Source organism: Bacillus paramycoides (genome assembly GCF_038971285.1).
GTDB lineage: Bacteria > Bacillota > Bacilli > Bacillales > Bacillaceae_G > Bacillus_A.
In genome coordinates this window covers 763,107-783,729 of the sequence record NZ_CP152427.1, presented here as the reverse complement: position 1 = coordinate 783,729, position 20,623 = coordinate 763,107, and the positions used below count along the sequence as shown (strand labels likewise).

The window sequence follows — 20,623 nt, the reverse complement described above, 5'->3', positions numbered from 1 at the left end:
TTGATTGCATAATAAAAAGACATCCTCATAAAAACGAGAATGTCTCATCTATTAACCTTCAATAATCTCCATCTTCTCCGTAATCGGCGTACGAGCTTTTCCTTCTGGTGCTTTATCGAAATAGCCAAGGTGAAGAATTCCAACGATGCGTTGACCTCTTGTTAAACCAAGTCCTTCTATAAATAATGGATTGTAGTTTAATCCACCTGATTTCCAAACACAACCTAATCCACGTTCCCAAGCAAGAAGTTGGAAGTTTTGCATAAATGCGCATGTTGCAGCGTAATCTTCGTCACGTTGAATTTGACGAGGATCTTCATTTATATACACAACGATTTGTGCAGGTGTGCTTAAGAAACGATCTGATAAAATTTTACCGCGTTTCGCTCTTTCTTCTTCTGTGAAAGAGTTTAATACTGCGTCCACTAATTTCTGACGTCCTTCTCCAATGTATAATTTACAATTCCATGGTTCACGGTGTTTATGATTCGGTGCCCATGTTGCGTCGTTTAATAGTTCAATTAATAACTCTTTATCTACTGCTTTATCTGTAAATGTACGAACAGAACGTCTTTCTTTAATCACATTTGCGATGGAAGTATATGTAGTCATATTTTTCTCTCCCTTATTTTTATCTATATGTATACGTTTATCATTGATATTGATTTTCAATTTCGATTATACCTTAGTTTTTTACTATTAATCAATGTTTTATGTTGGAAAACTTTTAAAAATGTCATTTCATACTGTGAATAAAAAAACTTGATTTGTTCACAAGTATTTCACATTTTATGGAAATGATATGTGTACAGTTTTCCACATTATCCATCTAGGAGGAATTTATATGTACAAAAAAATCGCAGTAAGTATGACTATGGCAGCATTATTATGTGGGATATCTACCTTCCCCGCTTCCGCTACCACGCCAAAAAAAGTAACATTCCATCATCATAAACCAATTTCAGAAGAAGAAATGCAGTCGCTCGAAAAACTCGGCTATAACAAACATGAAATTTGGAAAGCTGCTCACATTGCAAGAATGAGTAAAAAAGAAATTAAAGACGTTTTAGCTTACTATAAACAAAATAAATCTTGGGAGAAAACAGCAGAGCATTTCGGTGTAGATCCAAGTAAATTGAAAAAGCATCATATGAATAAAGAAACAAAAAAAGCACTACTGCAGGAATTAGCAAATATGCAAAAATCTACACCAGACAGACTAAAACAAAAGATGAAAGAATACAATATCGGATTACGTCAGCTCACAGTATTAACAATCATCTCTCAAAAAAGTAATACTCCTCTTGACGATGTACTAAAAATGAAAAAAGACGGAATGGATATGAAACAGATTGCCGAAAAATTAAATGTAAAAAAAGAAGATATACGAGCTGAAATGATTAAATTAGTCAAGTCTATGAAAGAAAAGAAAACAAATTAATACGCCAAAAGGAAGAGTTATTCACTACTCTTCCTTTTCTTTATGAACTTTCAATTTTCAAGTATAAATTCCCGTCTTTCCCAAAAACTAACACAAGTAAATGATATATGTTAGGGGTGAGAAAATGTTCGGTTTATCATCTAAGAAATCCAAAAAGACTAGTACAAAAACAATTTGTTCTATTCCAGAATTTATAAAAACCATGAAAGAATCTAGCGATTTTGTCTCTTATAACGTACTTGAAGATGAAACATTATGCTTGTTTTATTATAAATCTGTCGTGGAAGCACTTATTATTAAACAGTTTATTTTAACTCCTATGAAAAAGGAATCAGAACATATTCAAAATATCTCTGACCTATGTAATATTGTCTCCATTGAAGATATTATTACCTCTCCCTCTATTGATGATATTCGTGAGAAATTATTAGGTGGATATATTTTAGTACGCTTAAAAAGCAATTCGAATCCCGATCAATATGCTTTAATTCGTGCCGAAAGTACTGTTTTAGGAACACGATTATATAACGATACAGAAAATGAGTATAGCGTAATTGGACCTAAAATCGGTTTCGTTGAAAACCTTGATACAAATATACACTTATTACGCCGAAATATTGTAACGGAGCAACTCATTTTTAAAGACGTTACCGTCGGATCTATGTCAAAAACGAAAGTAGCAGTTGCTTATATAGAAGGCGTTACAAATGAACAATTTATCAACACTGCAATACAACGGCTAGAAGACATTGACTTTGATGTCCCATTTGATGCAACTATGATTGAGCAATTTATTAGTGATAATAGCAATTCACCATTCCCTGTTCTATTACCTACAGAACGATTAGACCGAGCAGTATTTGCTTTAATTAACGGGGAAGTTTTAATTTTAACAGATGGCTCTCCATATGCTTTATCAGGACCGACAACGTTACTAGATTTTTTCATTTCACCAGAAGATTATTATTTACCGTGGATGATTGGATCGTTCTTTCGCGTTATTCGTTTTTTCGGAGCCATGTTTTCTCTTTTTTCATCCGCTATTTATACAGCGGCTTTAACGTATCACTATCAAATGATTCCTGCTGACTTACTAGGACCTATTATTTTCTCGAGAGCGAACGTACCTTTCCCACCTATTCTAGAAGCACTCTTTTTAGAAATTACAATCGAATTGCTTCGTGAAGCAGGAGCACGTTTGCCGACAAAAGTCGGCCAAACAATTGGTATTGTTGGAGGGATTGTAATTGGGCAAGCATCTGTTGAAGCCGCTTTAACAAGTACGATTTTATTAATTGCAGTTGCTTTATCCGCTCTTGCATCTTTCACAACGCCGACTGTAAAAATGTCTTCTACTATTCGGTTGTTACGATTTCCGCTTATTCTTTTAGCTGGTGCATTTGGTGGATTAGGTCTTATCGTCGGGTTTGTGTTTATTTTAGCTCATTTAATTAAATTAAAATCACTTGGATCACCTTATTTATTACCTTTATATCCATTTCGTGGTTTAGGTACAGCGGAAGGTTTTCTCCGTTTACCGTTTAGCCAAACTGCACAAAGGCCTTCTTTCCTTAGACCAAAATCTAAATGGCGCTATAATCCAAACAAAGCGAAGCAAAAACGTGATGGTGATAATGAATGAAAAAACTCTTATTGCTCCTTATTATAATCTTTTTTGTTCTACAAACTGGCTGTACACAAACGTATGTAGTGGATACGCAGCGTATTATTCATGTTGCTGGATTTGACATTACAAAAAATAAAAGATTCCAAGGAACGATCTTATTTCCAGAGTATACACATGGTGTAAAGTCTAAGCCAGAAACTCAATCAACATCTGCTCGCTCACTTGAAACAATCGCTTCACGATTAAATGCGAAATCCCCTCACAATGTTGTTGTAGGTCAAATGCGTGTCGTTCTATTTGGAAAAGATTTAGGAGAACAAGGAATGGGGGAGATTATTACTAACTTACAACGTGATCCAAATATCGGGCGTGATGTACAACTAGCAATTGTAGATGGATCAGCTGAAGAACTTTTAAATTATGGCAAACAAAATGGGTCATTATATATTGCTGATTTACTCGAGCAAAATATAAGAAATGAGAACATTCCACAAACTGAATTAAATGTTTTTTTATATAATTACTACTCTTCGGTATGTGATGCCTATGTCCCTTATATTAAAATGGGCGATAATCATTCTGTTGCTGTCAAAGGGCTTGCTTTTTTAAGAGGTGATAAAGTTGTTATGTATACAGATAAAAGACATTCTGTTTTAGCAAAACTACTAATTAATCCTACAAAAAATGGACGCTACGAAGCAGCGATAAAAAAGAATAAACATAAAGGTATGGTGGTCATACAAAACTTAGCCGGGAAAAGTAAGTATGAGATTGATCAAACTGGTGACATACCAAAAGTAAAAATCCATTTAAAATTAAATGGATTGATTAAAAATTCTCCTAATTGGATTGATTTAAGAAAGAAAACAAATATCACTTATATAAAAAAACAAATTGAACGAAATGTTGAAAAAGACTGCGAAGAGTTAATAAAACAATTTCAAGAAAAGAGAATTGATCCTTTAGGAGTACGCGATGAAATTAGAAGCCATACGAGAAAATGGAATATAAAACAAATCCGAAATATGTATCCAAATGTAGCTGTGGATATAAATTTAGATATTAACATTGTACAATCTGGAATCGGTGAATAGTGAGGTGAAATAAACAATGCATACATTAAATAAAACAAAAACTGTCTCTCCATATTTTGCATTTGTTTTATTACATTCTCTTCAAATCGGAATAGGAATTTTAGGGTATCAACGTGTAATTTTAAAAAATGCTGGTTATGATGCTTGGATTTCTCTAATCATAGCAGGCATTGCAACTCATATTGTACTATTTTGCATGCTAAAAATGTTAGAAAAAGATGGAGATTTAATTAGCATTCATACAACGAGCTTTGGAAAATGGATCGGTTCTATATTTTCCATCATTTTCACCCTATATTGCTTATTATTTTGCCTTACTGTTCTTCGTACATATATGGAAGTAATACAAGTTTGGATTTTTCCTACCATTAAGTTATGGAAACTAACCTTTATGTTTTTATTAGTGACTTGCTATATTATAAAGGGTGGATTTCGCTCTGTAACCGGAATATGTTTTTGGGGAGTCGTTCTTCCTATTTTCGTTGTATTCTTTTTAATTTATCCAATGAAATACGCACATTTCAGTAATATTTTACCAGTTTTTACACACTCACCTTTTGACATGCTTATATCTGCAAAACACTCTGCGTTAGAGTTTCTTGGTTTTGAGACTATCTTAATCTTTTATCCATTTATTGAAAAAGGAAAATCCTTAAAAAGATGGGCTCATGCAGGTATTGCTTTTAGTACATTAATTTATGTAGTTTTAGCCATCGTATCTTTTATGTATTATAGCGAAGGGCAATTAAATCATACGATTTGGCCTACTTTAACAATGTTAAAAATTATTAAAGTCCCTTTCATTCAACGGTTTGAATATATTATTATTTTCGTTTGGTTTTTAATTATTTTGCCAAATCTTTGTTTAACCATTTGGTCATCATGTCAAACGATGAAGCGTTCATTCCATATTCCTTTTAAATTCACATTACCATTTTTTACTTTCATGGTCTTTACAGCTTCCTTATTTTTCACAAATCGTGAAAGTATCAATACATTAAATACAGTACTATCTCAAGCAGGCTTATATATTGTATACGCTTATATCCCAATTTTATTTCTATTTCATTCACTGCGATGGCGCTTCAAAAATCCGTCGAAAAAATCTTCGACCGATACACCATAATCTCTGATACAATTTGAGTAATACATTTGTAAAGGGGACAAGCGTATGAAAAAATATGTATTTTCTTTACTTGCAGTACTAAGTTTAATTCTTGCTGGTTGCGGAGCTACTAGTACAAACGAAAAAAAATCATCTGAATCAAAAGAAGAGCATGACCACGCATCACACACTCAGCAAGCTGACATTCAAGAAAAAACAAAAGGGGTCGACACACTTCCTACCTTCCTAGACAAGCTTGATCCACAAATGAAAGATATCTACACTGTCGCTGGACAAAACGCAGAGCTATTAGATTGGATTCCATGTTACTGTGGTTGCGGTGAGAGTGTGGGACATAAAAATAATAAAAACTGCTTTATTCGTGAAATTAAAAAGAATGGTGAAGTTGTTTGGGACTCCCATGCAACAACTTGTGTCAATTGCCTAGAAATTGCAGTTGAATCTGCTTCCATGAAACAAAAAGGAAAATCAACACTCGAAATTCGTAACTATATCGACAATAAATATAAAGAAGGCTATGGCAAACCAACACCTACGCCAATGCCAAAAGCTTAAAAAACGAGGAAATTCCTCGTTTTTTCTTTTCATTCGCTTTTTTTCTTAACAAATTCTTTCAAGTGTATTTCTCCTTGCTTGTCACACACTATATATAACTCCTCAGTAAGGAGGGTACACAGTGCAAACATATAACGACTATGATAAAGCTCTCTATTACACGTATTGCTGTAATTGGGATAAATTACTCGTTCTTATGGTTCAAACGAACGATCAATTATTTTCTAAGCGTATTGAACATTTTTTACACGCTTATCAATACAGTAAAGAACTGCCAGAAGTTGATAAACAATTGCAGCTCCTATTCCAATATATTGACCACGCATCCCAAAAGTCACATATAGAAGAAGTAGAGCAAATTCAAATGTAAAATATAGCGCTATTCTCTTTCGGAGAATGGCGCTTTTTTAAAATATTTATATCAATAAAAGTTTCCCCTTATAAAACTTTTATTGATAAACATATTTTTTCTTTCTTTTCTGTACTACTTCATACTATAATTTAGTATGTAACTATTATAAGAGAGGTATAAAATATGGGACGAGAAAAAAAGCAAGAATATGCTTTATTTACCGCGTGGGGAGCTTCTTTTATTGCTACACTAGGAAGTCTGTACTTTTCCGAAATCATGAAATTTGAACCTTGTGTCCTTTGTTGGTATCAACGTATTTTCATGTATCCATTCGTTTTATGGCTCGGTATCGCTGTAGTAAAAAAAGATTATCGCATCGCAAGTTATTCTTTACCAATCGCAAGTATTGGTGCTTGTATTTCTTTATATCACTATGCAATTCAAAAAGTCGCAGCATTTTCAGCTGCAGGGGCTGCTTGCGGCCGTGTACCATGTACGGGAGAATACATAAACTGGTTCGGCTTTGTGACAATCCCGTTTTTAGCACTTATCGGCTTTATTACAATCGCTGTTTGTAGCTTTATTGTCATTAAAAACAAATAAGGAGATGAAAGAATGAAAAAAATGCTTATATTTGGCGGTATTATTATCGTCTTATTTGCGGCAATCTTTACTGTAACACAAATGGAAAAGAAAAATGCATCGACAAATGAAAAAGATTACTACTCAAATAAAATTTCTCTTGAAGATCTCAATAAAAATATAGAAGATAAAAAAGAACAAACGATTTACTTTTATCAAACCTCTTGCGTTCATTGCCAAAAGATCTCTCCTATTGTCGTACCTTTAGCGAAAGATTTAAATGTTGATATGAAAGTAATTGATATTGAAAATTTAAACGAGCCTTGGGATAAGTATGATATTAAAGGCACACCTACAATTATTCATTTTAAAGATGGTAAAGAAGTAAGCCGTATTAGCGGAGAACAGTCAAAAGAAAAGTTCAAAGAATGGTTTGAACAAACGAAAAAATAACGAGAAAAGGAAACTCCTTCTACACATGAAATGGGCATAAAGTCCCAAACTAATGTATAAGGAGGGGGTTTTATGCCAGAAGTAAGATGCTCTGTTTCCAATTGCTCATTTTGGGGACAAGGTAACTTTTGTCAAGCCAGTGCGATTATCGTTCAGCCAGATGCAGATGAAACGGGTCAAACTGAAAATGAATCGTATACAAATGCAGTTTTAACAAACGAGACGCTAGAAAGTTCTGTAGCAACAAGTGTAGAAACTTGTTGTCATACATTTAAGCCAAGATTTTAACACATATTCCACCTCATATACGTGAGGTGGTTTTTTCTTTTCCCCTTTTTGTTTACGTCCTCTCCAATTCTCCCTATAATAAAATTAATATTTTTATGAATATGAAGGTGAAATAATATGACTAAAACTATTGCAGATATCGCCAAATTGGCTGGAGTTGCAAAAAGCACAGTTTCTCGTTACTTAAACGGTGGATACGTAAGTGATAAAACAAAACTTAAAATTGAAAGTATTATTCAGGAAACAAATTTCTCTCCCAATACATTTGCTCAAAGCTTAAAAGCAAAAACAACAAATTTAATTGGGGTTATTATCCCCCGATTAGACTCCTTCGCTACAATGAAAACTCTTATTGGGATTGATAATACGTTACAGGAAAATAATTATCAAATGCTTGTAGCAAATGCAAATCAAACAATTGAAACTGAAATACAAGCAATGGAAAACTTTATAAAACAAAGGGTAGCTGGCATTATTTTATTAACAAAAACTTTAACAAATAAGCATCAACAAATTATTGCTAATTCAAATATCCCTATTTTATTCGTTGGGCAAGAATATAAAGATCAATATTGCCTCGTTCATGATGATTATGATGCAGCTTATGAGTTAGGAGCATACGTATTATCACAAGGGCATAGAAATATCGCCTATCTAGGAGTAGAAAGAGATGATATTTCTGTTGGTATAAATCGAAAAAACGGTTTTCAAAAAGCCATTGAAAATTTAGAACCAACTTGCAATGTTTGTTATTACGAAACATCTTTCCAAATAGAAGATGCCATGAAACAAGTACAACATATTTTAAGTAATAACCGTCCAACGCTTATCGTATGTGCTACTGATAACATCGCACTTGGGGCAATGAAAGTCATTCACTCCCATTCTCTTTCTGTACCAAATGATATTTCTGTAACAGGATTTGGGGGATATGATATTTCAGAAATGGTACATCCTAGCTTAACGACAATTGCATTTGACTATGAGTATGCTGGAAAGCTTGCTGCCACTTCTCTTTCACAGCTTGTCGAAAATAAAACTATACCAAAAATATTACACTCTCGTTATACATTAAAAATCCAAGAAAGCGTTGACAAAATTTAAAGGCACTCTATAATAAAAATAAAACCGGTTCCACATTAAAAAAACAGGATTCTTCACATCAATTCCCTGTTTTTTATTTTAATCGTTCACGGAACCGGTTCCATAAAAATATAGTAAGGGGGAATTTTTATGAATATGAGACAAATTGCAACACAAGTATTACAAAACATCGGTGGAAAGGAAAACATTGTTCGCGCTACACATTGTGCTACTCGCCTTCGTCTTGTACTAAAAGATGAAACAAAAATAAACGCTTCCGAAATCGAAAACATCGATGAAGTGAAAGGTGCTTTTGCAACGACTGAACAATACCAGATTATTTTTGGAACTGGCATAGTAAACAAAGTATATGATGAGTTTTCTAAACTAATCGGAATAGCTGAACTGGATTCTACAACATCAAATGATATATCTAAGAAAAAAATGAACCCCATCGCTCGCTTAGCAAAGACATTATCTAATATTTTCGTTCCAATTATTCCAGCTATCGTCGCAAGCGGTTTACTTATGGGATTACTCGGAATGTTGAAAGCGTTTAAATTAGTTCCTGGTGATCACTCACTTATCCAATTACTTGATATGTTCTCAAGTGCAGCTTTCATTATTTTACCTATTTTAATTGGGGTTAGTGCCGCTAAAGAATTTGGTGGAAATATTTTCTTAGGTGCAGTTGTTGGTGGTATATTAACTCACCCAAGCTTAACGAATCCTTGGACTCTTTCAAATGCAAAACCAACTGTTTTACATTTTCTTGGTATGAATATTGATATGATTGGCTATCAAGGCACTGTTTTACCAATTCTGTTATGCGTATATGTCATGAGTACAATTGAAAAAGAACTTCGAAAACGCGTTCCGAACTCTTTAGATTTATTAGTTACACCATTCTTAACGATTATTATAACTGGCTTTTTATCACTTATTATTATTGGACCAATTGGATATAAAATCGGTGACGGCATTACGTACCTTTTAAATACAATTTATCAATTTGCAGGACCAGTAGCTGGTCTTATATTCGGTGGTCTATATTCAACAATTGTTCTTACTGGCTTACATCATAGCTTCCATGCTATTGAAGCAGGCTTACTCGCAAATAAAGATATCGGTGTCAATTTCTTACTCCCTATTTGGTCAATGGCGAACGTTGCTCAAGGTGGGGCTACTTTAGCAGTTTATTTCAAAACAAAAAACAAAAAAACGAAAGAAATTGCAATTCCAGCAGCAGCTTCAGCATTTTTAGGAATTACAGAACCAGCTATTTTTGGGGTCAATTTAAAACTTGGTAAACCATTTATTGCAGCAGCTATTGGTGGGGCAATTGGTGGCGCTTACGTTGTTTGGATGCAAGTAGCGGCTAATGCATATGGTTTAACAGGTATTCCAATGCTTACAATTGTTGCACCTCTTGGCATAATGAATATGATTCACTATATAATTGGATTCGCTATTGCAATTATCACTGCTTTTGTTGCCACATTCATTTTATATAAAGAAAGTAAACAATAGCGAGGGGAAAACCTATGTCAAAATATAAAACAATATTGCAATCTGATAAAGACGAATTACATTCTTTATATGAAATTGCAAATCAAGATTCATGGAAACCAATTTATCATATCCATCCATCTTTTGGACTAATGAATGATCCTAACGGCGTATCATACTACAATGATGAATATCATGTTTTTTATCAGTGGTATCCATTTGGCCCCATCCACGGAATGAAGCATTGGGGGCATGTGAAATCAAAAGATCTTATTAACTGGGAGCGTATGCCTGTAGCTATCATACCTACTGAAAGCTATGAATCGCACGGTGCATATTCTGGGAGCGCTATCGTAAAAGACGGACTTCTTCACTTACTGTATACAGGAAATATAAAAAAATCTGATAATTCCCGTGATGCAAAACAATGTATGGTAATAATGGATTCTCAATATAAGATGACGAAATATAGTAATAATCCTATTATTGATGTGATACCTGACGGATATACAAAGCATGTGCGTGATCCAAAAGTATGGAAACATAACGATATATACTATATGTTACTCGGTGCACAACGCAAAAATAAAACTGGAACTCTTTTACTATATAAGTCACAAGACCTATACAATTGGAATTTCCAAGGTGAAATTACAACAAACTTAAAAGAATTTGGATTCATGTGGGAATGCCCCGATTACTTCCAATTATCGGGGAAAGATGTACTTCTCTTTTCACCTCAAGGAATTGAAAAAGAAGAAGAAAATTTTCAAAATGTATACAATGTTGTTTATGCTATAGGACATTTCGATATTGAAAATTTACATTTCCATGTTGATTCATATTACGAGGTTGATAAAGGATTCGATTTTTATGCCCCTCAAACTCTAAAAGACTCTACTAGTCGCCGCCTATTGTTTGCTTGGGCAGGATCGAGTGAAATCGCATATCCTTCTGATGATTATATGTGGGCTCATTGTTTAACGCTTCCACGTGAATTAACATTAAAGGACAACATATTAAAACAAAAACCAGTTTCAGAACTAGCAAAACTACGAACAACAAAAAAAGAAATTTCAGGAGATATAAAAGCTGGATTAAATATATTATCAACACTTGATCATAAAGATTCTTATGAATTAATTGTCACTCTCAAAACAGAGAATGCAAACCTATTCGGACTTTCTCTTTTCCATAATGAAGAGGAATGTTTTCCAATTACATTTAATCGGAAAGAAGGTACTGTTTCTATAGACAGGAGCAACTTCTGCCATCAATTTGGCGGAGAATATGGTTATGAACGCTATAAAAAAATTAATATTCAGGATACGATAGAACTACAAATATTTGTAGATACAAGCATCGTGGAAATTTTCTTATACGATGGTTCAACAGTCTTTACATCTCGAGTTTTTCCTCGAAAAGACTTGAAACATCATATAGCAATCTTTTCAGATGCAAAACTAAACTTTATCATTACACAATATAAGCTGAAAAGAGGGATTGTATGAGAAATGTCTTTTGTATCGGTGAACTATTAATTGATTTCGTTTGCCGAAATACCAATGTTTCTTTAGTAAACGGTTCAGATTTCGAGAAAAAGGCTGGTGGAGCACCTGCTAACGTTGCTGCTGCTATTACAAAATTAGGTGGACACGCTACATTTATGGGACAAGTAGGAAACGATCCATTTGGTGAATTTCTTGAACAAACTTTACAACATGCACATGTGGACACTTCCATGCTCATCAAGGATAAACAAACCACACTTGCATTCGTATCTATCGACCAAAATGGTGAGCGCGATTTTACCTTTATGCGTGGCGCAGACGGTGAATATCATTTCAATAGCATTGATTTATCAAAAATAAAAACGAATGATTTAATCCATTTTGGTTCAGCGACAGCTTTATTGTCCAGCCCGTTAAAAGACACGTATTTTCAACTTCTACAGCATGCAAGAGAAAGTGGCCAGTTTATTTCTTTTGATCCAAATTACCGAAATGCGCTCATTACAAATACCGAACAATTTATTCAAGATTGCTTAACTTTTATAAAACATGCTCATTTTGTAAAAGTAAGTCAAGAAGAAGCGATTATGCTTTCTAAAGAAAGTGATTCACAACAATCTGCACTCAAATTATTAAATCACGGTGCGAAAGCCGTAGCTATTACACTCGGAAAAGACGGTACTCTTCTTGCAACAAAGGATAAGCAAACGATTGTACCTTCTATCTCTATTCAACAAGTTGATACTACTGGTGCTGGTGATGCTTTCGTTGGAGCGATGTTATACCAAATTGCTAAAAGTGAACAAATGTTTCCTCATAATTTTGAAGATTTAACAACGTTTATCTCCTTTGCAAATAAAGTAGGTGCTCTCACATGTACAAATTACGGAGCCATTTCCTCTCTTCCATCATTAACAGATGTAAAAGCATACGAATAATCGTATGCTTTTTTACATCCCCCTCCAAAAATCATGCATCATAAAAAAGTACAAAATAACGAGAATAGCTGTCCCGCATAGGGTAATGCGCCGATATATACTCTTCTCACCTTCTCTTGCTTTCACAAATGCCAAAATAAATCCGAAGAACAATATTAAATCAACATACGGAACATAAAAAGAAAAAACGAGAAATGCATACAAATACACGATAAATAAACAGGTCGTTACTAAGAAAACTTTAAAAGCAAATTCACTTTTCATAATGTAACCGCCCCCTATCTGTACTGTATTATATTCAGCAAAATCCAATAGTTGCAGTTAAACTCAAAGTAGAAATAAGCTACCGTCTATAATACGGTAGCCATTACGGAACATTATATTTCCTTTTATATATATTACTTAAAACCGAAGAAGGAATTTGCTCATAACGAATTTTTTCTCCTGTTTCATCCACAATATACAAATTGTTTCCTATATAATATATTCCATCTTTTCGTTTTGAATACACTGGATATCTTTCATTCGGCAATACCGTTTTCACCTTCGTTAACTGCCCATTTGGTTCTTGCCAATATATATCGGCACGGTCTACTAACGTAAGCACGCCAATTTGCTCTTCCTCTACTTTACGACCATTCCAGCTCACAACTCGGTAACCAAGCTTATTCGCTTCATATTCAGGGCTCGTATGAAAACGGGAAATGATTACTTTTGTTTGTAATTGGACTCGGTCATATAGCCACTGTATATCTCTGTCATGCATACGGATACAACCATTTGATTCCCTACTTCCAATTGTCCATTCCCGATTTGTCCCGTGAATCGCATATTCATTTTTATCTAGTCCAAGCCATCTCGTACCAAGAGGGTTATTCGGTGCACCACCAGCTATTTTTTTTCGATGGTATTCTTTATTTTTATATTTAGTTATAATACAAAAATTACCTTCAGGCGTAGGGGTACGATCTCTTCCAGTTGTTACGGGGAATGTTTTTGTATAATTTCCATTTTCAAAAAAAGATAATTGGTTTGTCGTAAGGTTCACTAATATTAGATGATCTGTATCAGCAAAGGCACTAACCGGTAGGATGAAAAATAATAGTATGACGAAACATAATTTTCTCATCTATCTCTCTCCCCTAGCGCTCACTATAATAAGTGGAATTAACTTTACTTTGCTCTTATAAATGAAAACTATCCATTTACAATAACGCCTCCATTTACATGTATCATCTGCCCAGTAACATAGGATGAATCGCCAGACGCTAAGTATACGTATGCTGGCGCTAATTCATACGGTTGACCAGGCCTTTGCATCGGAACATTGCTTCCAAACTGAGCAACCTTCTTCTCATCAAAGCTTGATGGAATAAGTGGTGTCCAAATTGGCCCGGGCGCAACACCATTTACACGAATCCCTTTTTGCACTAACGATTGGGAAAGTGACCTTGTAAAAGCAACGATTGCTCCTTTCGTTGCCGAGTAATCAATTAAAGTTTCATTTCCTTCATACGCAACGATAGACGCCGTATTTATAATGACATCCCCTTGCTTTAAATGAGAAAGTGCTGCTTTCGTAACGTGAAAATAAGAAAAAATATTAATACGAAAAGTCTTTTCTAGCTGTTCTGCTGTAATATATTCTAACCCTTGCTGCGGATATTGCTGCGCGACATTATTTACTAAAACATGTAAACTACCTAGTTGCTTGACGGTCTCTTCTACAATATCTTTACAATGCTGTTCATCACTTAAATCACCTGGTAACAACACACACTTTACACCTTCTTGTTCTACACGTTGCTTCGTCTCATTTGCATCTCCATCTTCATCTAAATACGCAATCGCAATATTCGCTCCCTCTTTCGCAAAAGCGATGGAAACAGCTCGTCCAATCCCGCTATCCCCTCCTGTAATTAATACATTCTTTCCTTTTAACTTTTCGCTTCCTTTATAGTTTGGATCTTCAAACTGGGGAAGTGGATTCATTAATGATTCAACACCGGGCTGTTTATTTTGATGTTGGGCAGGCATTGTTACAAAGTTTTTTTGCTGCGGCATATCTTCTTTCAACTCCTTTTCCTTATAATATGCGCACAATAAAAACTGAAATTCACACATCGATTTACGATTAATATTCGAATTTAAGAAACAAAATATGAATTGTTGTAAACTTTTTATGCAAAACTATTGCAAAATAGTTAAAAAACGAATATTATATATAACTGTTGTGAAAATTATTCGTAAACAGAAAGGATGTTTATATGTTTAACCTTTCAAAACATAAAACTTCTATTAAAACTGAAATTATGGCAGGTATTATTACCTTCTTAACAATGGCATATATCATTGTCGTAAACCCTGTCATCCTTGGGGATGCAGGAGTTCCATTTGAACAAGCATTTACAGCAACCATTATCGCTGCTGTTGTCGGAACATTATTTATGGCGATCTTTACAAACTTACCAATCGCAATTGCACCAGGTATGGGATTAAATGCTTACTTCTCTTACTCTGTTGTAAAAGCTCATGAAGGCATGACTTTCGCAATTGCATTCTCTGCTGTATTCGTAGCAGGTATGATTTTAATTTTGTTATCATTCACATCTTTCCGTACAAAATTAATGGAAGCAATTCCTGAAAACTTAAAACATGCAATTACTGCTGGTATCGGTCTTTTCATCGCCTTTATCGGTTTACGTTTAACAGGTATCGTTACAAAAAATGAAGCAAACTTAGTTGGACTTGGTGATCTTCACTCTGCTCCAGTACTACTAGCATTAGCTGGACTTGGAATTACAATTATCCTTATGTCTTTAAATGTAAATGGTGCGCTATTTATCGGGATGCTATTAACTGGTATTATCGCTTTCTTCACAGGACAATTAACATTCTCAAACGGTGTTACATCAATGCCTGGATTACCAGAAGGAATTATCGTTTCAAATCCAATTACTGCTGTATCTGATGTAATTAACTACGGATTATACGGTGTTGTATTTTCATTCTTCCTTGTTACATTATTCGATACAACAGGTACATTACTTGGTGTAGCTCAACAAGGTGGATTTATGAAAGACGGAAAATTTCCAAAAGCTGGACGAGCTCTTCTATCTGACTCATTCTCAGCAACAATCGGTTCTATGTTCGGAACAACACCATCAACAGCTTACATTGAATCATCTGCTGGTGTTGCAGCTGGTGGTCGTACTGGTTTAACAACTGTTACAGTAGCTGTTCTATTCGCACTAGCAGCATTCTTCGGACCATTAGTAAGTGCCGTTTCTGGTGTATCAGCTATTACTGCACCATCATTAATTATCGTTGGTAGTCTTATGATGGGATCAGTTCGCCACATCGATTGGGACGCATTTGATGAAGCATTCCCAGCATTCTTAGTAATCTTAAGCATGCCACTTACATCAAGTATCGCAACAGGTATCGCACTTGGATTTATTTCATACCCACTTATGAAAGTGGCAAAAGGTAAATTCCGTGCTGTTCACCCACTTGTGTATGTATTTGGAATCTTGTTCGCTTATCAATTGATTTTCTTACCACATTAAAATCCCTCATAAAAAGGGATTTTTTATTTATAAAAGGAAAGTAGAGCATCTAATTTCGATGCTCTACTTTCCTTTTATAACAATCATACGAATTACTTTTAACAATTCTCATTTACTTGTAATTCTTTACTATACTTTTGAATGAACACTGACGAAATAACCATTACCATCCCTACACTCAACCCAATAAGCTGATCTAGTAGCATTTTATCATGAATGAACCAGCGCAATAAAAATACGCCACAAAAAATAAACATCATAGTAAATCCAGTATGCCTAAGACCTTTATATACATTTTCCATATGTATCACCTCTTCACATACTTTTATCCATATTATACCACACATCCATCGAGCAAACGTATTGTCCTCTGGCAGTATGCAGCTACCTTTTGATCGTGTGTTACAACTAGCGTTTTACAAACTCTTTAAACACTTAAACATTCATACATTTTTAAAAAGTAACGGATAGGCAAGCAATACAAAAAAGACTGCAGAGAAATTCTTCTCCGCAGCCTTCTACTTATTTTTGTAAAAACGTCTGTAAATTTGCAAACTGTCTCTTTGCATCTTCATAGCCTTGCTCATATAGATTTTGTAGTTTTGCTGTATCTTTTTCCATACGATCTACTTGAAGCGGCACTTCTGGGCGAATAACAAATAAATTCCCAGCTTGTTCTTCTTTTTCAATGTAGTGCAGTGTTTCATTATATACTTCATAACGATTCAACATCGTCTTCACAAGGTTCGGATATTTTTTATATGCTTTCGCTGCCACCCATCCAAACTTTGACTTTTTCTTCGCATAACCATGATTTCTCGTTAAAATCACGACTGATTTTTTAAATCCATCTTCCTGTGCTTTACGAACTGGAATTGGATCCGAAATCCCGCCATCTAATAATTGCTTACCACGGTAATTTACTACAGGTGCAATGAAAGGTAATGAACTAGATGCTTGTAATAAATTTAGTGCATCATCATTCGTTCCTTCTTTTTCAAAGTAAACAGACTGTCCTGTTTCACAATCTGTCGTTCCTACAAGGAAACGCTCTGGGCTATTAAAGTATGTTTCAAAGTCAAACGGTACATGCTTTTCTGGAATCTCATGAAAAATGAACTCCATATCAAATAGCTGCCGTTTTTTCCATAAATTTTTATACGATAAATATTGTGGGTGTGATGCATAATCAATATTCACTGTTTTATTTCTATTTCTTTGTCTGGAAAGATACGACGCTGCATGACAAGCACCAGCTGATACACCGATTACATATGGAAAATATAAATCTTGTTCCATAAAATATTCTAATATCCCGCCCGTGTACACACCACGCATACCGCCGCCTTCTAATACTAATCCCGTATTTTCAAGCATGTTATTCTCTCCTCTTTATATATTGACTCTTTAATTATTCACCATGTTAAGTATCTGTTTCTATTATATATGAGTTCTTTTAGAAATTATATTCAAAAGACTTGAAATAAAGGAGTTTTTTCTTCCAATTATATTTCCAAATGATTGGAGACATCCTTTATAAACTTTTGAATAAAATCTTGTTCTTCTTTCGTATATCGATCTAAAAGTAACAGCCACTTTTCTTCAGCTTGTTGATGCAATTTATCATGAGCTTTATATATTTCATTTCCGCTTTCCGTTAAGCGGAAGAATATTTCTTTTTGATTATCTAACATTTGCATCTTCTCAACGAATTGCTTTTGAAACAACTTTGTACAAATTTTAGAGATTGCGCCCTTCGTCATACCCATTTCTGTCGTAATAGCAGTTACATTCATCAGACCATTTTCTCCAATACACTCGATAACATGTAATTCAGATAAAGACATACCACTTATACCTGTCTCACGAAAAAATTTCTCATTTTGTTCTTTCAAATGTTCTTCTTTTTTATGTAAAAGTGTACGAATGTCCGAAAGTATTTCCATTTGTTTCGTTGTATGTTCCAATCCGTTCGCCCCCTAAGTTTCCGAAGAAACAATTTAACTATATACCATTTTAAAATCATTTTTTTATATTTACAAGTGAGAAAAACATGTTAAAATAAATTTAGTTTCCAAGGAAACTAAATTACAAGGAGGTTAATATGATGAAAAAATCCAAACTACATTTCATTTTATACGTTGTCTGTATGAGTGCCTTACTCGGTTCCTTCTCTCAAAATATTTACACACCTATCTTGCCTATGATTCAAGCTTCTTTTCACACTTCTCTTTATCTAGTAAATTTAACAGTTTCACTTTTCACATTCACTCTTGCAATTATGCAGCTCATCTATGGACCTTTCATTGATACAAAAGGGAGAAAATCTGTCCTTATTCCTAGTTTGATCATTAGTACAATCGGTTCAATCGGATGCGCTTTTTCGGCGAACGTTTATTTATTTCTATTTTTCAGGACAGTTCAAGCTATAGGAATAGCGGCTATACCTGTAGTCGCAGCAACGATTATTGGCGATTTATTTGAAGGAAAAGAACGAGGAGAAGCAATGAGCCTTTATCAAATGTTACTTGCTCTTGCACCTGCGATTGGCCCCCTCATTGGTGGTTATCTCGGCAGTATAAACGGCCATGTATCCGTATTTCTCTTTTTATCTATACTTGGCATTCTCTTATTAACGATAAACATTTCACTACTTCCAGAAACAAAACCAACTGTAAGTCAGCAACCGCAATCAAAAAAGAATCACTGGTTTATCTTAAAAAATAAAACTGGATTTTCTATTACTCTTATTGGCTTTATTCAATTTTGTATTTACTTTTGCTTCCTCGTTTTTTTACCGAGCATTTTAACAAATTTATTTCACTTAACTGCAAGTGAAATTGGTCTTATGTTTGTACCGATGTCCCTTTCTATTATGTTAGGAAGTTATTGCTTCAAGCTTTTGCAAAAGCGCCTCACAATAAAGCAAGTTTTATTCATTACTAGTTTCTTCAATATTATATGTGTCACTTTGTTCTCCTTCACATATAGCATCAATATCCCATTCATTATTATCGTTACATCTTTATACGGTTTTAGTATGGGACTTTCTATGCCAACACACACTACTTTATTAACAGAAGAATTCGTACAAGAACGCGCAACTGCTATCGGTATGTACAACTTCATCCGCTATCTCGGTATGGGCACAGGACCACTTGTAGGTGGATTTCTTGTATTTAATCAAAATTACTTTTGGATTTTCTTCATAGGTGCAATTATGTTTCTACTCATAATCTTATATGCGATGAAAATGCTACGCTTCCCTGCCACACAAAAAGCAAAATAGAGACCTGCAGATGGTCTCTATTCTAAACTCTTTGATCCGCAACAATATGAATATCAATATACTTCGTTTGCCTCATAATTTCATTTACAATCGAACCTTTTCTAATTTCTTCCCATCTTGTTCTCGCCGATTGTCCAAGTAAAATTTGCGTTACTTGCAGTCTTTTCGCCACTTCAATAATAACATCCGCTGGCTTTCTTCCTTTGGCCTCTTCTAAAACAAAACTCGCATTAAATTGATTCGTTAGCGACTTCCACTCTTCAATTGTTTGCTTTTTTCCTGCTGAAAGAGAATCTATACTTTCCCTTTCAACATTTAATACATACAATTCAGCGTTTAGCCGATCTGCCATACGCCATCCCCGTCTTATTAATTTCTCCGCTGTTGAACTGTATTGTACACAAACGAGAATTTTTTCTTTCACGCCAATCGGCTCTATCACTGTTTGGCTAATTTTCTCGTCCATATCATCGGCAACTTCTCGAAGTGATAATTCTCTGAGTGCCCCTAAATTATTAAGTGTAAAGAAATTTTGTAAGCTTTGCCGAATTTTTTCCTCTTTATATATTTTCCCGTCTATTAATCTCTTCCTTAATACTTCCGGCGTTGCATCGACGAGCTGAATTTCATTTGCTTTTTGTAAAATAAAATCCGGAATACGTTCTCTTACTTTTACATTCGTAATTTGAGCTACAATATCATGAACACTTTCTAAATGTTGAATATTAAACGCTGATAATACGGATATACCGGCATCTAACAATTCCTGTACATCCATATAACGTTTCTTATTTTTAGATCCAGGAATATTACTATGCGCGAGTTCATCCACAACAACAACTTGAGGTGCACGTTTTATAATTCCTTCCACATCGAGTTCATAAAATACTTTCCCTTTATACTGGATTTCTTTTAAAGGCACTTGTTCTAAATCAGCAATTGCGTGTTCCGTCTCTTTTCTCCCGTGCGTTTCAATTAAACCAATTACAATATCCGTACCATCCTTTTTCATCTCTCTAGCATCATAGAGCATTTTATAACTTTTCCCTACTCCTGGGGCTGCTCCTACATATAGCTTTAACTTCCCGCGATTTTGCTGCCGGATATATTCTAAATATTCCTCTGGCGTTCGCCTTTGAAAAGTTGGTTTATAGTCATCCGCATACAAAACACTCACAACCTTTCTTTCGAAACAACGCTACCTCA

At 34.6% G+C, this 20,623-nt stretch carries 23 protein-coding genes and 1 pseudogene; 15 read left to right on the top strand and 9 right to left on the bottom strand.

Translation table 11 applies throughout. From position 1 onward, the window contains the following. Positions 1 to 51: 51 nt before the first annotated feature. Positions 52 to 612: a nitroreductase family protein gene (locus AAG068_RS04045; RefSeq protein WP_000214810.1), complete on the bottom strand. Its 561-nt coding sequence runs from the start codon at positions 610 to 612 to the stop codon at positions 52 to 54. A 232-nt stretch (positions 613 to 844) separates the two neighbouring features. Here AAG068_RS04045 and AAG068_RS04040 point away from each other — a divergent pair, with 232 nt between their 5' ends. The 13 genes from AAG068_RS04040 (at position 845) to scrK (ending at position 12,559) form a co-directional block, all read left to right on the top strand. After that, complete coding sequence (locus AAG068_RS04040; RefSeq protein WP_342718247.1) at positions 845 to 1,441, top strand: hypothetical protein; 597 nt, start codon at positions 845 to 847, stop codon at positions 1,439 to 1,441. Positions 1,442 to 1,565: 124 nt separating this feature from the next. Beyond that, on the top strand, positions 1,566 to 3,083 hold the full coding sequence (locus AAG068_RS04035; RefSeq protein ID WP_342718245.1) for a spore germination protein: 1,518 nt from the start codon (positions 1,566 to 1,568) through the stop codon (positions 3,081 to 3,083). Further along, positions 3,080 to 4,162, top strand: a complete 1,083-nt coding sequence (locus AAG068_RS04030; RefSeq protein ID WP_342718244.1) for a Ger(x)C family spore germination protein — start codon at positions 3,080 to 3,082, stop codon at positions 4,160 to 4,162. The genes AAG068_RS04035 and AAG068_RS04030 overlap by 4 nt, the downstream gene beginning before the upstream one ends. 16 nt (positions 4,163 to 4,178) lie before the next feature. After that, entirely contained in the window at positions 4,179 to 5,288 is a 1,110-nt protein-coding gene (locus AAG068_RS04025) for a GerAB/ArcD/ProY family transporter (protein ID WP_342718243.1), read from the top strand. Between the two features lie 45 nt (positions 5,289 to 5,333). Further along, entirely contained in the window at positions 5,334 to 5,843 is a 510-nt protein-coding gene (locus AAG068_RS04020) for a PCYCGC domain-containing protein (RefSeq protein WP_000761019.1), read from the top strand. 121 nt (positions 5,844 to 5,964) lie between these two features. Continuing rightward, positions 5,965 to 6,213: a YhdB family protein gene (locus AAG068_RS04015; RefSeq protein ID WP_001195458.1), complete on the top strand. Its 249-nt coding sequence runs from the start codon at positions 5,965 to 5,967 to the stop codon at positions 6,211 to 6,213. 165 nt (positions 6,214 to 6,378) lie between these two features. After that, positions 6,379 to 6,798 (top strand): disulfide oxidoreductase, encoded by a 420-nt coding sequence (locus AAG068_RS04010; protein WP_000532258.1) that lies wholly within the window; start codon positions 6,379 to 6,381, stop codon positions 6,796 to 6,798. A 12-nt stretch (positions 6,799 to 6,810) separates the two neighbouring features. Next, positions 6,811 to 7,230 carry a thioredoxin family protein gene (locus AAG068_RS04005; RefSeq protein ID WP_342718241.1) on the top strand — a complete coding sequence of 140 codons (420 nt, stop codon included), beginning with the start codon at positions 6,811 to 6,813 and terminating at the stop codon, positions 7,228 to 7,230. A gap of 72 nt (positions 7,231 to 7,302) precedes the next feature. Further along, on the top strand, positions 7,303 to 7,518 hold the full coding sequence (locus tag AAG068_RS04000) for a DUF1540 domain-containing protein (RefSeq protein WP_196472426.1): 216 nt from the start codon (positions 7,303 to 7,305) through the stop codon (positions 7,516 to 7,518). Positions 7,519 to 7,635: 117 nt separating this feature from the next. Next, on the top strand, positions 7,636 to 8,622 hold the full coding sequence (locus AAG068_RS03995) for a LacI family DNA-binding transcriptional regulator (RefSeq protein ID WP_166705038.1): 987 nt from the start codon (positions 7,636 to 7,638) through the stop codon (positions 8,620 to 8,622). A 129-nt stretch (positions 8,623 to 8,751) separates the two neighbouring features. Beyond that, positions 8,752 to 10,131 (top strand): sucrose-specific PTS transporter subunit IIBC, encoded by a 1,380-nt coding sequence (locus tag AAG068_RS03990; RefSeq protein ID WP_342718240.1) that lies wholly within the window; start codon positions 8,752 to 8,754, stop codon positions 10,129 to 10,131. Between the two features lie 14 nt (positions 10,132 to 10,145). Then, entirely contained in the window at positions 10,146 to 11,621 is a 1,476-nt protein-coding gene (locus tag AAG068_RS03985) for a glycoside hydrolase family 32 protein (protein ID WP_342718239.1), read from the top strand. Next, positions 11,618 to 12,559, top strand: a complete 942-nt coding sequence (gene scrK / locus AAG068_RS03980; protein WP_342718238.1) for a fructokinase — start codon at positions 11,618 to 11,620, stop codon at positions 12,557 to 12,559. Before AAG068_RS03985 ends, scrK begins: the two co-directional genes overlap by 4 nt. A 12-nt stretch (positions 12,560 to 12,571) precedes the next feature. Here the strand turns inward: scrK and AAG068_RS03975 are convergent, their stop codons facing one another. The 3 genes from AAG068_RS03975 to AAG068_RS03965 form a co-directional block, all read right to left on the bottom strand. Continuing rightward, positions 12,572 to 12,823, bottom strand: coding sequence for a hypothetical protein (locus AAG068_RS03975; RefSeq protein WP_342718237.1), 252 nt, complete (start codon positions 12,821 to 12,823; stop codon positions 12,572 to 12,574). A 103-nt stretch (positions 12,824 to 12,926) separates the two neighbouring features. Next, positions 12,927 to 13,688 (bottom strand): L,D-transpeptidase, encoded by a 762-nt coding sequence (locus AAG068_RS03970; protein WP_342718236.1) that lies wholly within the window; start codon positions 13,686 to 13,688, stop codon positions 12,927 to 12,929. A 68-nt stretch (positions 13,689 to 13,756) separates the two neighbouring features. After that, positions 13,757 to 14,623, bottom strand: coding sequence for an SDR family oxidoreductase (locus tag AAG068_RS03965; protein WP_306188800.1), 867 nt, complete (start codon positions 14,621 to 14,623; stop codon positions 13,757 to 13,759). A gap of 203 nt (positions 14,624 to 14,826) precedes the next feature. Here AAG068_RS03965 and AAG068_RS03960 point away from each other — a divergent pair, with 203 nt between their 5' ends. Next, complete coding sequence (locus AAG068_RS03960; protein ID WP_342718235.1) at positions 14,827 to 16,128, top strand: NCS2 family permease; 1,302 nt, start codon at positions 14,827 to 14,829, stop codon at positions 16,126 to 16,128. A gap of 98 nt (positions 16,129 to 16,226) precedes the next feature. Here the strand turns inward: AAG068_RS03960 and AAG068_RS03955 are convergent, their stop codons facing one another. The 4 genes and pseudogenes from AAG068_RS03955 to AAG068_RS03940 all read right to left on the bottom strand — a co-directional run bounded on the left by AAG068_RS03955 (position 16,227) and on the right by AAG068_RS03940 (position 18,095). Continuing rightward, positions 16,227 to 16,430 carry a hypothetical protein gene (locus AAG068_RS03955; protein WP_342718234.1) on the bottom strand — a complete coding sequence of 68 codons (204 nt, stop codon included), beginning with the start codon at positions 16,428 to 16,430 and terminating at the stop codon, positions 16,227 to 16,229. Between the two features lie 32 nt (positions 16,431 to 16,462). Continuing rightward, a pseudogene (locus tag AAG068_RS03950) lies at positions 16,463 to 16,540 on the bottom strand (ABC transporter ATP-binding protein); the annotation flags it as partial. A 110-nt stretch (positions 16,541 to 16,650) separates the two neighbouring features. Further along, on the bottom strand, positions 16,651 to 17,505 hold the full coding sequence (locus tag AAG068_RS03945; RefSeq protein ID WP_098346418.1) for a patatin-like phospholipase family protein: 855 nt from the start codon (positions 17,503 to 17,505) through the stop codon (positions 16,651 to 16,653). 128 nt (positions 17,506 to 17,633) lie between these two features. Then, positions 17,634 to 18,095 carry a MarR family transcriptional regulator gene (locus tag AAG068_RS03940; protein WP_342718233.1) on the bottom strand — a complete coding sequence of 154 codons (462 nt, stop codon included), beginning with the start codon at positions 18,093 to 18,095 and terminating at the stop codon, positions 17,634 to 17,636. Between the two features lie 140 nt (positions 18,096 to 18,235). Between AAG068_RS03940 and AAG068_RS03935 the strand changes: the two genes are divergently transcribed. Then, a complete protein-coding gene (locus AAG068_RS03935; protein WP_342718232.1) occupies positions 18,236 to 19,417 on the top strand; it encodes an MFS transporter in 1,182 nt (393 codons plus the stop codon). Positions 19,418 to 19,439: 22 nt separating this feature from the next. Here the strand turns inward: AAG068_RS03935 and kdpDN are convergent, their stop codons facing one another. Next, entirely contained in the window at positions 19,440 to 20,594 is a 1,155-nt protein-coding gene (gene kdpDN, locus AAG068_RS03930; RefSeq protein WP_342718231.1) for a KdpD-like non-kinase potassium sensor, read from the bottom strand. Between the last annotated feature and the right edge of the window lie 29 nt (positions 20,595 to 20,623).